The sequence below is a fragment of the Micromonospora purpureochromogenes genome, from assembly GCF_900091515.1.
GTDB lineage: Bacteria > Actinomycetota > Actinomycetes > Mycobacteriales > Micromonosporaceae > Micromonospora > Micromonospora purpureochromogenes.
The window spans coordinates 4,965,485-4,977,631 of record NZ_LT607410.1 but is presented as its reverse complement, the minus strand read 5'-3'; the positions used below and the strand labels follow the sequence as shown (position 1 = coordinate 4,977,631).

Sequence of the window (12,147 nt, the reverse complement as noted above, 5' to 3'; positions counted from 1 at the left end):
GTCGACGAGTGGCTCGGGACGCTCGCCCCTAGGGGCTGATAGGGGTATGGACCGCCCGCCCCGATCCATAGTGTCTGCCACGGGAAGCGACCGACGCACGATAGGGAGCAACGGATGAGCACCGACGGCAGCTGGCAGCTGGACATCGAGAGCCCGCTCGGCAAGCAGAGCCTCTGGGTCGAACTGACCGAGGAGGGCGAGAAGCTGATCGGCAAGGCCCGGGCCAACGGCCAGGTCATCGACCCCGACATCATCGACGGCGAGATGGTCGGCGACGTCGCCGCGTGGAAGATCAAGTGCCGCAAGCCGGTCCCGCTGACCATGAAGATCACCGTCACCGTCAACGGCGACACCATGACCGGCAAGGCCAAGCCCGGCATGTTCGGCACCTTCCCGGTCACCGGCCGCCGCGTCTAGTGACCGCACCGACGACCAAGGGGACGGCGCCGTTCGGCGAATTCCGGACCTGGTACCGGGTCACGGGGGAGCTGTCGCCGCAACGGACCGCGCTGGTGGTCGTGCACGGCGGCCCCGGCAGCACCCACGACTACCTGACCAGCCTCTCGATGTTCGCCGACGGCGGCACCCCCGTCGTCCACTACGACCAGCTGGGCAACGGGGGCTCCAGCCACCTGCCGGGCCGGCCGGCCGACTTCTGGACCGTCCAGCTCTTCCTCGACGAGTTGGACAACCTCCTGCGCCACCTCGGGATCGCCGACAACTACGTCCTGTTAGGACACTCCTGGGGCGGCCTGCTGGTAGCCAGGCACGCGGCGGCGGCGCCGGCCGGCCTGAAGGGCCTGATCATCGCCGACGCGCCGGCGTCGTACCCGTTGTGGCTGGCGGCGATGGCGGAGCTGCGCGCCGCGCTGCCCGCCGGGGTCGACGACACGCTGCGCCGGCACGAGGCGGCGGGCACCACCGACAGCGACGAGTACCACGCGGCCACCAAGGTCTTCTACGACCGGCACCTGTGCCGGCTCGACCCGTGGCCGCGCGACTACCAGGCCTCCTTCTACGAGCTCTACAACGACCCGACCGTCTACCTCGCGATGAACGGACCGAGCGAGTTCCACGTCATCGGGTCGCTGAGGGACTGGGGCGTCACCGACTGTCTCGCCGACATCGCGGTGCCCACCCTGGTCATCTCGGGCCGCCACGACGAGGCCACCCCGGCCACCGTCCGGCCCTTCGTCGACCTCATCCCGGACGCGCGCTGGGAGCTGTTCGACGACTCCAGCCACGTGCCGCACCTGGAGGAGCCGGAGCGGTTCCGCCAGAAGGTGGGCGACTACCTCAAGACCGTCGCGCAGGTGTGACGAAGGACGGACATCCGATGACCGACGCGGTCGGGCGGTTCCCCGCCGACACTCTGGACCAGTTCGTACTCGGCCCCGCCGCCCGCACCCCGGACAAGCCGGCGGTGATCGAGCGGGCCGGCGGCGCGCTGGTGACGGTCACCTACGGCGAGCTGGCCCGCGCGGTCGACGCGCGGGCCACCGCGCTGGCCGAGGCGGGCGTCGGCACCGGCGACCGCGTCGTCATCGAGTCGCAGACCTCCGCCGCCGCCATCGCGCTGCTGCTCGCCTGCTCCCGGCTCGGCGCGGCGTTCGTGCCGGTCGACCCGGACACCCCGGACCTGCGGGTACGCGCCATCGTCGAGGCGACCGACCCGGTGCTGCACATCCGCGCCGCCGGCCGCCCGGCCCGGGACCTGCCGTCGCTGACCGCGGTCGCCGAGTTCAGCCCGGACGGGCTGGTCGCCCCCGCCGGCAAGCCCCGGCAGCGCCGCCGCCGCGCGGTGGTGGGCACCGACCCGGCGTACCTGATCTTCACCTCGGGGACCACCGGGCAGCCGAAGGGTGTGGTGCTCAGCCACCACGCCGCGCTGGCCTTCTACCGGGGCGCCCAGCGCTTTCCGGTGGTGGCCGCCGACGACGTGGTGGCCAGCACCTCGCCGTTGGCCTTCGACGTCTCCCTGTTCGACCTCGGGGTCACCCTGGGCAGCGGGGCGACCCTCGCGCCGGTGCCCCGCGAGTTCCTGAGCTTCCCGCGCCGGCTGCTCGGCTTCCTGCGCGAGGCCGGTGCGACCGTGGTGCACGGCGTGCCCTCGCTGTGGCGGCCGTTGCTGCGTCACGAGCCCGACGGCCTGGCCGCCCTGGACCGGTTGCGCGGCATCCTCTTCGCCGGCGAGAACTTCCCGCTGGCCGAGCTGCGCCGGCTGCGCGAGCTGCACCCGGGACTGCGGGTGGTCAACGCGTTCGGCGCCACCGAGACGGTGGCCTGTTCCTTCGCCGAGGTGCCCGACCCGCTGCCCGCCGACGCCGAGCGGCTCTCGATCGGCGACGGCTACCCGGGCGCCGAGCTGCTGCTGGTCGACTCCGACGGCAGCGTGGTCGATGCGCCCGGCGCGGTCGGCGAGATCCACGTCCGCTGCCCGTCGCTGTTCAGCGGCTACTGGGACGACCCGGCGGCCACCCGGCAGGTGCTGGTGCCCGACCCCCTGGAGCCCCGCTCCGGGCAGCTCGTCTACCGCTCCGGCGACCTGGCGTACCGGGGGGCCGACGGGGAGCTGTACTTCTGCGGCCGGACCGACTCGATGGTGAAGATCCGGGGCAACCGGATCGAGCTGGGCGAGGTGGAACGCCGGCTGCTGGACCATCCGACGGTCGGCGCGGCGGTGGCGGTGGCGGCCCCGGCGGCCGACGGCGAGCCGAGCCTGCACGCCTTCGTGGTGCCCCGGCCGGGCGCCACCGTCGGTGCGGCCGAGCTGGTGGAGCGGTGCCGGCGGACCATGCCGGCGTACATGGTCCCGGCGCGGTTCCACTTCCTCACCGAGCTGCCGCTGACCGCCAACGGAAAGGCGAACCGGACCGCGCTGGCCGAACTGGCCCGCGCGGCCCGGTAGGCCGCCGGCTCATCCCACCAGGGTCCGCTGCCGCGGCCGGGGCCGCAACGCGAGCGCCGGGGTCAGGGTCAGCACGTCGAACGGTCGCCGCGCCGCGTCCACCCGGCCCCAGAGCCCGTCCGGTCCGGAGACGCAGAGCCGGGACACCCCGTGGGCGCGCAGCGTCTCCAGCGCTCCGGGCCAGCGCACCTGCCGGACGATCCCGTCCAGCAGCAGCCGGCGCACCTGCTCGCCCCGGGTCAGCACCGCGCCGTCGTGGTCGGAGACCATCGGCAGCCGGGGGTCGGTGAACGGCAGCCCGGCCACCAGCTCCCGCTCCACCGTCGCCCGCAGCGGGGCGAAGGCGGCCGAGTGCATCGGCGGGCTCATCGTGTACAGCGGCAGGCCGCCGCGCGCCCGCACGGCCGCCTGGAGCCACTCCAGGCGGTGCCGGCGCACCGAGAGCATCCAGAAGTCGTCGTCGACGTGGCAGGCCGTCTCGTACCACTCGCCGGCCTCGTCCAGCTCGCCGAGGATCTCCGCCAGCCGGGCCCGGGGCGTCCGGGCGAAGGACTGGGTGACCACGTCGCGGTGGGCGTGGGCGAAGTATTCGTCCAGGTGCCGGTTCCAGCCGACGGTGAGCCGTACCGCGTCGGGGAAGCTGAGCGCCCCGGCGTAGACGGCGGCCGGCGTGCCGCCGAAGCTCGGCCCGACCACGATGTCGGGCCGGACCTCCAGCGCGTCCTCGGCCCAGTACGCCAGCGCCAGGCAGACCACCAGGAACGCCACCCGCTCGCTCTCCGAGTAGCCCCCCTCGGCCTGCCGGTAACGGTCCACCAGCGACCAACCCAGCGCCTCGTCGGCCTGCGCGGTCAACCGGCGCGCCTCCGGGTTGATCAGCAGGAAGCGCCCGACCTGCGTGAACGAGCTGGGGCTGATGCCGGGGAAGACCACGGCGGTGGCGCCGGCGCCGTCCGGCGCGGGGCCGGTCACAGCAGGACCTCCGACCGGTACGCCGGCGGCGCGGCCAGGATCTGGGTGGCGATCGCCTCGACGTAGTCGGTGATGGTGACGTCCCGGTCGAGGTAGGGAACCAGCTCGCGGGTCCGCTCGTAGAGCTCCCGGGTGACCGGGGAGAGCCCCTCGTTGCCCCGGATGTCGACCGCCTGGGCGGCGCAGAGCAGCTCGAAGGCGACCACGTAGGTGGCGTTGGCGAGCACCTCGCGGGCCCGCCGGGCGGCCACGAAGCCGAACGAGACGATGTCCTGGAAGTCGCCGGTGCTGGTCAGCGACTGCACGGACATCGGCACCGCCAGGGCCCGCGTCTCGGCGGTCAGCGAGGCGGTCATGAACTGCCCGCCCATCAGGCCGAGCCGCAGGCCCGGGTTCTCCCGGCACAGGAAGGCCGGCAGCCCGTTGCTGTTGCTCTTGTCGAGGAACCGGTCGATCCGCCGGTTGGCCAGGTTGGTCAGGGTGGTCAGCGAGATGACCAGGTGGTCCATCGCCATCGCCACGTACTGGCCGTGGAAGTGCCCGTTGTGGAACACGTCGTTCTCGTCCGGCACCACCAGCGGGTTGTCGTTGGACGAGTTGAGTTCGGCCTCCAACGTCTCGCCGATCCGGACGAAGCTGTCCAGCACCGGACCGAGGATCTGCGGTGTGCACCGGATCGAGTACGCGTCCTCGATGGGCTGCGAGCCGGCCTTGGCCGAGGAGCCCATCTCGGCGGCGAGCACCGCCTCGGTCTCCTGCTCGTTGACCGCGAGGGTGGACTCCTGCAGGGTGCGCCAGAGCCGGGCGGCGATCTCGCGCTGACCCTTGTGCGGCTTCAGCTCGTGCACCCGCGGGTCGAACGGCTTGGTCATCCCGCGCAGCCCCTCCACGGACAGCGCCGAGACCGTCAGGTACGTCTCCAGCAGCCGGCTGGCCTGGGCGAAGACCAGGCCGCCCAGGCCGACCATGCCGGAGGTGCCGTTGATCAGCGCCAGCCCCTCCTTGAAGCTGAGCGTCATCGGCTCGATGCCGGCCAGCCGCAGCGCCTCCGCGGCGGGCATGGTCTCGCCCCGGTAGCGGGCCCGCCACTGGCCGACGCAGGCCAGCGCGATCGCGGCGAGCGGGCCGAGGTCTCCGCTGGTGCCCAGCGACCCCTTCTCCGGCACGCACGGGATCACCCCGGCGTTGTACACGGCGATCAGCTTCTCCAGGTTCGCCGGCGAGATCGCCGAGTTGCCCCGGGCCAGCGACACGATCCGGGACAGCATGATCGCCCGGACCGTCCGGTCGTCCAGGTGCGGCCCGACGTTGGTGGCCACCGCGTTGATCAGGTTCTCCTGGAGCTGCTGGGCCATGGTGACCGGCACCAACCAGTCGACGAAGCCGCCCATGCTGGTGTTGACGCCGTAGATCACCCGGCCCTCGTCGACGAAACGCTGCAGCGTCTCCCGGGAGGTCTGGACGCGCTGCCAGACCTTGTCGTCGAGGCCGACCGGCACCGAGTGCGTGGCCGCCGCCTCCAGTTGCTCCAGCCGGACCCACTGGTCGGCTGCCACAGTGAATTCCACGAGATCGAACCCCCTCCGCGGGACGGATGTCAGCGTTGTCCGCGTCGGGCGGGACCATCGGGCAGCGCGCTGTCGCACTGCCGCTGAGCAGGTGCCCCGTGGAACCCGACCGGTGCGCAGGGTCAGTCAAGCCGCCGCCGTCACGGGTGGAACAGACCGGGCGTACCCCTAGAAGGGCGCGACCGGCCCCTAACCCGGGCCGGGTCCGGACCCCTTGCCCCGGCGGGCGCCGGGCCCGGGGGAGTGCGTTCCCTCGGCCGGGGGAGGCTCCGGCGCCGGCGGGTTCGTAGCGTCACCGGCATGGAAACGACAGGTGCCGCCGCGCTCACCGACGGGGGTGGGCGCTGATGCTGGTGCGGACCACGACCCTGGTACGCCGGCCGCCGGAGGCGGTCTGGCCGCTGCTCTGCGACTCGCGGATCACCTCGACGCCCCGCTGCCCGGTGTTCCGGCTCGGCGCGCCCACCCCGGTCGAGTGCTTCCTGCCGGCCGGGCCCGGTGCGGTGGGCGCGCCCCGGCAGTGCGTCTCCGATCGGGGCGTGGTGTACCAGCGGATCACCGAGTGGTCGCCGCCGGCCCGGCTGGCGTTCCGGATGGAGCGCACCGACCTGGGGTTCGGCTCGTGCGTCAGCGCGTTGAGCGACACCTTCGAGCTGACGCCGGCGGCCGGCGGCCGGGCGACCCGGCTCACCCGCAGCACCCGGGTCGAGGTGCGCGGTCGGTTCCGGTGGGCCCGGGCCCTGGCCGTCGGGATCGGGCTCAAGGCGGTGCACCGGTTCGTCTTCCGCGACTGGCGCCGCTGAACCGGTGCCCCGGGTGTGTCTACGCCTCGCCGGTGCGGTGGGCCGCGGCGAGGCGCTTCGGCGCGCGGGCGTACCAGGCGTCCAGGACCAGTTCGGTCAGCTCCGGCACGGTGATCCGGTCCAACCGGACCAGCACCGCGGGGTAGCCGTCGAAGTGCGGGGTGGTGAAGTAGACCGTCGGGTCGTCGGCGAGCAGTGCCTGCTTGGCGCCCAGGTCGGGCACCCGCGCGCCGAGGATCGGACCGTCGGGAGCGGTGTCGCCCAGGGCGTCCAGGTCCGCCCGGCGCAGCGGTCGCTCCCACACGAACGGCTTGTCGCGTACCCGCCAGGCCGGCGCGCCGTCGTACGACGGCCGCTCCGTCGTCTCGGGCAGGGCGAGCGCGAGCCGACGTACGTCGTCCCAGGTGGCCACGGTCCGACCATACGACCGGCGGCGCGGCGGGGAAAGGACCTGCGCGCCGGGGGGCGTGACCGTCGCGTTGTCGTGCCGATGTGTTGTGCTGCCGGTCCACGACGGACGGGGAGACAATGCACGGTGAGCAGTGGGAACGGCCGCCGGCCGCCACGATGGACGGACGCGGGACCGACGGGGTGCGACCGGATGTGCCGGTCACCGTACGGCCGCTGGCCCCGGCGGACTGGCCGCCGCTGTGGCCGATGCTGCGCGACATGGGGGTCACCGACGAGCCGCCCGAGGCGCACCGGGCCCGGTACCTGTGCCTGCTCGCCGACCCGCGCTGGGTGATCCTCGGCGCGGAGGCCGGCGGTGACCTGCTCGGCTACGCCGCCGCCCAGGACAACGGCCCGCACCTGCGCGGCGGCGACGAGCACCGGACGGCCCGGCTGCACGACCTGTACGTCCGCCCGGAGCTGCGGCGGGGCGGGGTGGGCCGGTCGCTGCTGGCGGCGGTGCGCGAGTGGGCCGCCACCCGGGTGCGTCACCTGGAATGGCAGGCGCACCACGAGCGGGCCGCCCCCTTCTACGAGCGCCTGGGCCACCGGGGCGACCCGTGCCCCCAACCCGACCACCCCACTTTCCAGATCCACTTCGACCCACCCTCCTGACCGCCCCGCCCTGCCCTCGTCCGGCGCTGTCCCCCGTGATCAAGAGATTTCGGGAGGCGGAGTCCTGACGCAAACTTCTTGATCAACGCGCCTGGGGGAGAGGGACGCGGGAGGCGGGGGCGGGTCAGGGGAGGGGGTGGGAGATGTCGCGGGCGTGGTCGGCGACGGCGGCGGCGACCACCGTCGCCTCCAGGGGCAGCATCTCCAGGCACCGTCGGACGGCGGCGGCCATCAGCACGTTCGGCACCCGCATGGACAGGGTGCAGTGCGGCACCCAGCGCCCGGGCCGGTACTGCTCGGACAGGGTGACCCCGGCCCGGGTCAGCCGCTCGTGCACCAGGGCGTGGTGGGCCAGCAGCTCGACGGTGGGGGTGACGCCGAGCCAGAGCACCCGGCCGACGAACTGGCCGGCGTGGTCGAAACCCAACCGCAGCGGCGCGGCGACCACCGTCCCGCGCAGCGCGTCGGCCACCCGCTCCGGGTCGAGGCGGGGCGCCACGGCGAGGGACACGTGCGGCCGGTGCCGCTGCTCCAGCAGCGAGCGCATGCTCTGTACGCCCTCGGCCTCCAGCGCGTCCCAGAGGACCCGGATGCGACGGGTGGCGTCGGTGTCCAGATACAGCTCCAGCGCCGCGACCACGTGATCACCCTAGATGCCGGGTTTACCGGCCCCGGCCGGCGGTACCCGAGGGGAGACGGCGGCCCGCGAAGGAGTGTTCCGGTGGACGTGGACGACCTGCTGACCGAGATCTACGACCGGCTGCCCGACCTGGTGCGCGCGGCGGTGGACGGGCTGAGCCCGGCGGAGCTGCGCCGAGCGCCGACGGCCGGCGGCAACCCGGTCGGCTGGCTGGTCTGGCACCTGACCCGGATCCAGGACCACCATGTCGCCGACCTGCTCGGTGCGGAGCAGGTCTGGACCACCGGTGCCTGGGCCGCCCGGTTCGGCCTGGACCCCGACCCGAACGACACCGGCTACGGCCACACCCCGCAGCGGGTCGCCTCGGTACGCCCGGAGAGCTCCCGCACCCTGGTCGACTACCACGACGCGGTCGCGGGGCGTACCCGGACGTTCCTGGCCGGGCTGCGGCCGGCGGACCTGGACCGGGTGGTGGACGAGGCCTGGGACCCGCCGGTGACCCTCGGGGTACGACTGGTCAGCGTGGCCGACGACGGCCTCCAGCACGCCGGCCAGGCCGGCTACGTCCGGGGCCTGCTCCGCGCCGGCTGAGCCGCCGTCACCCGGCCCGGCGCAGGGCGGCGTACGCGAGCAGGTGGAACGCCTGCGCCTCGGGGGAGGTGCCGGGGCGCGTGAAGTCCGGCGCGCCACTGACCGGCCGGACCAACCCGTGCCGGTCGACCTGGCGGGTAGCGGCGGCCAACAGGTCCCGCCCGACGTCCCGGTACGCGGCCGGCAGCCAGCCGTCGGCGACCCCGGTCAGCGCCGCGTACGCCAGCATCTGCGCGACGTTGGCCTCGACGAAACTGCCGGAGTCGTCGAGCACGTCGTGGAAGAGCCGGTCCGGCCTCCGATGGGTCAGGCAGGCGTCGAGCACCGTCCGGGCGTGTCCGGCCAGCTCCTCGCGGCGGCCGGCCGGCCAGTCGGGCCGCAGCCGCAGCGCCCGGGCGATGCCGGCGACCACCCAGCCGTTGCCGGTGCCCCAGTGCTGCGGGTGGTCCAGCCGCGCCCGATCCTCGTCCCAGCGCGCCGCGTAGAGCCCGCTGCGCTCGTCGTACAGTCGGCGACGGTGCCCGTCGACCTGGGCCGCCGCCGGTCCGGGATGCCCGCAGAGGGCGAGCAGCGGCACCACCATGTACACCGTGTCCGCCCAGACCTGCCGGTTGCCGAGCAGGTGGAACAGGGTGCCGTCGCCGGCCCGGGGCGCCCGGGTCAGCAGCCAGTCGAGCTGCCGGTCCAGCGCCGCCGACCAGCGCTCCTCGGGGTGCGCCCGGACGCCGTGCCGCAGCGCCTCCCCGCACGCCGCGCCGTTGACCGCGCCGTCCTCCCCGGAGACGTCGCCGAGCCGGCCGTCCGGGTGCTGACGGGTCACCGCCGCGTCGGCGAGCAGCACCGCCTGCTGGTCGAGCCCGAGGTCGAGCAGCGCGTGGCCGGTCACCCCCTGCTCCCACGACTGCCGCTGCATGGCCAGCAGCGCCGCGAGCACCCGGCCCACCCGGGGGTCGTCCAGTTCACGCATCATCGCCTCCCCTCCGCTCCTGCTACCCCGGATCCGGCGGCGCACCCCCGGGCTACCCGGACTCGGAGGGGAGGGACCGGGCCGCTTCACCCGGTGCGGGTGAGGCGGCCTCACCCCGACACCTGCGACCGTGCCTACCGGGCTGCGGACCGGACGGGGAGGGGTGCCATGGCGACGTCGGGAGCGGAGTTCCTGGAGCGGCTGTCGTCGCGCCGCCGCCCGCACCTGCCCGAGACCTTGTCCGGCACGATCCGGCTCGACCTGCACGACGGGGGCCGCACGGAGCACTGGTACCTCACCGTGCACGACCAAGGTGTCGACGTGACCCGCTCGCCCGACGACGCCGACCTGGTGGTGCGGGCCGACCGGGAGGTCTTCGACCGGCTCGCCGACGGCCGGACGGAGGTGGTGCAGTCGTTGATGCGCAACGAGGTGACCGTGCAGGGCGAGATGCGGTTGCTGCTGGCCCTGCGGCGGATCTTCCCGGGCCCGGCCGACGCCCGGCACCCTCGCGACGTCGCCCGAGAGAGCCTGGGCCGGTGAGGCAGGAACGCGTCCACGTCGTCGCCGGCAACGCCTTCGCGGCCAGTGACGCCCAGGGCGACATGGAGGTCGACCCGCGGGCGCCGGTCGGCCTCTTCTCGTTCGACACCCGGTTCCTGTCCCGCTGGGTGCTCACCGTCGACGGTCAGCGGCTGGACGCCCTGTCCCGGGACGACATCAGCCACTTCGAGACCCAGTTCTTCCTGGTCCCCGGCACGGCCAGCCACTACGTCGACGCGGACGTCTCGATCATCCGGTACCGCTCCATCGACGACAGCTTCAACGAGCGGATCACGGTGCTCAACCACTCCGCCGGCCCGGCTGAGTTCGTCGTCCGGATGGACATCGACGCCGACTTCGCCGACACCTCGGAGATCCGCAGCCCCCGACCCCGCCAGACGACCGCGACCGCCTTCCCCGACGAGGGAGTGCTCCGGCTGCGGTACCAGCGGGACCGGTTCTGCCGGGAGGCGGTGGTCTCCACCACCGCCCCGGGCCACGTCGACCAGGGTGGCATCACCTACCGGATCACCGTGCCCCCGAACGGGCGGTGGGTCACCAACCTGCACGTCAACATGATCGTCCGCGGCGAGGGCGGCCGGGACGTGCGGGCCAGCCTGGAGACGCACCGGCAGCGGGTGCACCATGACATGCGTCACGACCTGCGGGACTGGCTGGATCGGGCCCCGCGGCTGGTGGCCGAGCGCGACGTCCTGGCGGACGTCTACGAGGACGCGCTGACCGACCTGGCCGCGCTGCGCTACACGCCGCTGTCCTACCCCGGGCGGGTGCCGGTGGGCGGCCTGCCGTGGGCGATGGCGCTCTACGGCCGGGACGCCATGATCACCTGCCTGCAGACGCTGCCGTTCACCCCCGAACTGGCCCCGGCCACCCTGCGGCTGCTCGCCCTGCTCCAGGGCGGGCGACTCGACGACTACCACGACGAGGAGCCCGGCAAGATCCTCGGCGAGCTGCGCTACGGCGAGTCCGCCGGCTTCGGCGAGGAACCGACGGCGCTCTACTACGGCGCCGCCGACACCACGCCGCTCTTCCTTGTCCTGCTCGACGAGTACGAGCGCTGGTCCGGCGACGCCGCGCTGGTCCGGGAGCTGCAGCACCCGGCGCGGATGGCGCTGGACTGGATCGACGAGTACGGGGACCTGACCGGCGACGGCTACCTGCGCTACCAGCGGCGCAACTCGCGCAACGGGCTGGTCAACCAGACCTGGAAGAACTCGCCCGACGCGATCGTGCACCGCGACGGCCGCGAGCCCGCACTGCCCCGGGCGACCTGCGAACTGCAGGGGTACGCGTACGACGCGAAGCTGCGGGGCGCCCGGCTGGCGCGGGAGTTCTGGGGCGACCCGGCGTACGCCCACCGGCTGGAGCGGGAGGCGGCGGTGCTCAAGGAGCGGTTCAACCGGGACTTCTGGCTGCCCCGGCGCGGGTACTACGCGCTGGCGTTGGAGCCGGACGGCACCCCGGTGGAGACGCTCACCTCCAACATCGGTCACCTGCTGTGGAGCGGGATCGTCGAGGCGGAGCGGTCCGCGCAGGTCGCGGAGCACCTGCTCGGACCGGAGATGTTCACCGGGTGGGGCGTGCGGACGCTGGCCGAGGGGCAGCTGCCGTACAACCCGGTGGGGGCGCACGTCGGGGCGGTCTGGCCGTCGGACAACTCGCTGATCGCCGCCGGCCTGCGCCGCTACGACCACGACGACGAGGCGGCCCGGGTCGCGGCCGGCGTCCTGGCGGTCGCGGAACTGCTCGGCGGTCCGGTGCCCGAGGTGATCGCCGGCTACCCACGGGAGCTCACCGGGTACCCCGTCCAGCTGCCGATGGCGGGCCGCCCGCAGTCCTGGGCCGCCGGAGCGCTGCTGATGCTGTTGGGCACCATCCTCGGGCTGCGGCCCTGCGGGGACGATCTGCTGGTCACCCCGGCCGTGCCGCAGGGCTTCGGCCGGCTGGAGCTGCTGGACATCCCCGGTCGGTGGGGCCGCGCCGACGCGTACGGCCGGGACCGCTCGGCCCGCGCGGACGGGCGGCGTCCCCGGCTGCGCTGACGGCGACGGCGTCGCGCGTACCCGCCC

General features: G+C 73.8%; 13 protein-coding genes. 8 read left to right on the top strand and 5 right to left on the bottom strand.

Annotated elements, in window-relative coordinates; translation table 11 throughout:
- Positions 1-114 precede the first annotated feature (114 nt).
- Genes GA0074696_RS22925 through GA0074696_RS22915 form a run of 3 tightly spaced genes read left to right on the top strand, consistent with a single transcriptional unit; the run spans position 115 to position 2,908 of the window.
- Complete coding sequence (locus tag GA0074696_RS22925) at positions 115-417, top strand: hypothetical protein (protein ID WP_088963012.1); 303 nt, start codon at positions 115-117, stop codon at positions 415-417.
- Complete coding sequence (locus GA0074696_RS22920) at positions 417-1,319, top strand: proline iminopeptidase-family hydrolase (protein ID WP_088963011.1); 903 nt, start codon at positions 417-419, stop codon at positions 1,317-1,319. Before GA0074696_RS22925 ends, GA0074696_RS22920 begins: the two co-directional genes overlap by 1 nt.
- Positions 1,320-1,336: 17 nt before the next feature.
- The gene (locus GA0074696_RS22915) at positions 1,337-2,908 is read left to right on the top strand and encodes an amino acid adenylation domain-containing protein (protein ID WP_088963010.1); all 1,572 of its coding nucleotides are present in this window, start codon (positions 1,337-1,339) and stop codon (positions 2,906-2,908) included.
- A 9-nt stretch (positions 2,909-2,917) separates the two neighbouring features.
- Here GA0074696_RS22915 and GA0074696_RS22910 read toward each other — a convergent pair whose 3' ends face one another.
- Both GA0074696_RS22910 and GA0074696_RS22905 read right to left on the bottom strand, forming a co-directional pair.
- A complete protein-coding gene (locus GA0074696_RS22910; RefSeq protein ID WP_197700763.1) occupies positions 2,918-3,880 on the bottom strand; it encodes an ACP S-malonyltransferase in 963 nt (320 codons plus the stop codon).
- A complete protein-coding gene (locus GA0074696_RS22905) occupies positions 3,877-5,448 on the bottom strand; it encodes a phenylalanine aminomutase (D-beta-phenylalanine forming) (RefSeq protein WP_088963009.1) in 1,572 nt (523 codons plus the stop codon). The genes GA0074696_RS22910 and GA0074696_RS22905 overlap by 4 nt, the downstream gene beginning before the upstream one ends.
- 347 nt (positions 5,449-5,795) lie before the next feature.
- Here GA0074696_RS22905 and GA0074696_RS22900 point away from each other — a divergent pair, with 347 nt between their 5' ends.
- Positions 5,796-6,251, top strand: a complete 456-nt coding sequence (locus GA0074696_RS22900) for an SRPBCC family protein (RefSeq protein ID WP_088963008.1) — start codon at positions 5,796-5,798, stop codon at positions 6,249-6,251.
- Between the two features lie 19 nt (positions 6,252-6,270).
- On the opposite strand, the gene GA0074696_RS22895 is transcribed toward GA0074696_RS22900, so the two are convergent.
- Positions 6,271-6,663, bottom strand: a complete 393-nt coding sequence (locus GA0074696_RS22895) for an MmcQ/YjbR family DNA-binding protein (protein WP_088963007.1) — start codon at positions 6,661-6,663, stop codon at positions 6,271-6,273.
- A gap of 116 nt (positions 6,664-6,779) precedes the next feature.
- Here GA0074696_RS22895 and GA0074696_RS22890 point away from each other — a divergent pair, with 116 nt between their 5' ends.
- Positions 6,780-7,316, top strand: a complete 537-nt coding sequence (locus tag GA0074696_RS22890) for a GNAT family N-acetyltransferase (RefSeq protein ID WP_231925119.1) — start codon at positions 6,780-6,782, stop codon at positions 7,314-7,316.
- Positions 7,317-7,440: 124 nt separating this feature from the next.
- Here GA0074696_RS22890 and GA0074696_RS22885 read toward each other — a convergent pair whose 3' ends face one another.
- Positions 7,441-7,956, bottom strand: coding sequence for a 2'-5' RNA ligase family protein (locus tag GA0074696_RS22885; RefSeq protein WP_088963006.1), 516 nt, complete (start codon positions 7,954-7,956; stop codon positions 7,441-7,443).
- Between the two features lie 81 nt (positions 7,957-8,037).
- Between GA0074696_RS22885 and GA0074696_RS22880 the strand changes: the two genes are divergently transcribed.
- Positions 8,038-8,547 (top strand): mycothiol transferase, encoded by a 510-nt coding sequence (locus GA0074696_RS22880; RefSeq protein ID WP_088963005.1) that lies wholly within the window; start codon positions 8,038-8,040, stop codon positions 8,545-8,547.
- Positions 8,548-8,554: 7 nt separating this feature from the next.
- On the opposite strand, the gene GA0074696_RS22875 is transcribed toward GA0074696_RS22880, so the two are convergent.
- Positions 8,555-9,514 (bottom strand): glycoside hydrolase family 88 protein, encoded by a 960-nt coding sequence (locus tag GA0074696_RS22875; RefSeq protein WP_088964736.1) that lies wholly within the window; start codon positions 9,512-9,514, stop codon positions 8,555-8,557.
- A 168-nt stretch (positions 9,515-9,682) separates the two neighbouring features.
- Between GA0074696_RS22875 and GA0074696_RS22870 the strand changes: the two genes are divergently transcribed.
- Both GA0074696_RS22870 and GA0074696_RS22865 read left to right on the top strand, forming a co-directional pair.
- A complete protein-coding gene (locus GA0074696_RS22870) occupies positions 9,683-10,057 on the top strand; it encodes an SCP2 sterol-binding domain-containing protein (RefSeq protein WP_088963004.1) in 375 nt (124 codons plus the stop codon).
- Positions 10,054-12,120, top strand: a complete 2,067-nt coding sequence (locus GA0074696_RS22865; RefSeq protein WP_088963003.1) for an amylo-alpha-1,6-glucosidase — start codon at positions 10,054-10,056, stop codon at positions 12,118-12,120. The genes GA0074696_RS22870 and GA0074696_RS22865 overlap by 4 nt, the downstream gene beginning before the upstream one ends.
- Positions 12,121-12,147: the final 27 nt, after the last annotated feature.